The sequence below is a fragment of the Roseateles sp. P5_B10 genome (genome assembly GCF_056400485.1).
Genome location: NZ_JBFULE010001650.1, coordinates 1 through 573, shown reverse-complemented (window position 1 = coordinate 573; position 573 = coordinate 1). Strand labels below are relative to the sequence as shown.

Sequence of the window (573 nt, the reverse complement as noted above, 5' to 3'; positions counted from 1 at the left end):
GTGGTGATCACGCGGCCCCGTCCCCACAGCGGTCCGGTGGGCCGGTCCGCCTCGTCCATCACGTCACCGGGCAGGGTCTTGCCCCAGAGTCCCTGCTGAATTCGCAGCGCCAGCGCTTCATTGAAGACGAAGGAGCGCACCGCCGACAGGTAGATGCCCTTCTTCTTCGGGTTGCGCACGCGGATTTCCCGCGCCAGCATGGCCCGGCCCTGTTCGACGTTGCCGCCGTCATGGCCGAAACGCTGAGCGCCGAAGTAGTTGGGCGCGCCATGTGACGCAACGGCCTTGAGATTGGCCTCAATGGCGTCGCGGTCGCCGGTCACGTCACGCAGCACGATGCGGAATCGGTTGCCCTGCAGATCACCGCGGCGCAGCTTTTTCACGTGGCGGCTCTGACTCAGCACTTTGAATTCCGGGTGCTGAAGCAGGGTCAGGTCGGGCATCTCACCCTTCGGCAAGTAGATGCTGAACCACTGACGGGTGATGGCGTAGCGGTCCTTGAGGCCGGCATAGCACACATCCCTTTCTTGAACGCCAGCGGCCTCGGCCAGCTGCTGGGCGACGAAGGCGGTG

1 protein-coding gene is annotated in these 573 nt (G+C 64.7%); it reads right to left on the bottom strand.

Annotation, left to right across the window (positions count from 1 at the left end):
* On the bottom strand, nucleotides 1–518 hold a 518-nt coding region (gene truD / locus AC1DU6_RS35125; protein ID WP_477863183.1), incomplete at its 3' end, for a tRNA pseudouridine(13) synthase TruD.
* Nucleotides 519–573 lie beyond the last annotated feature (55 nt).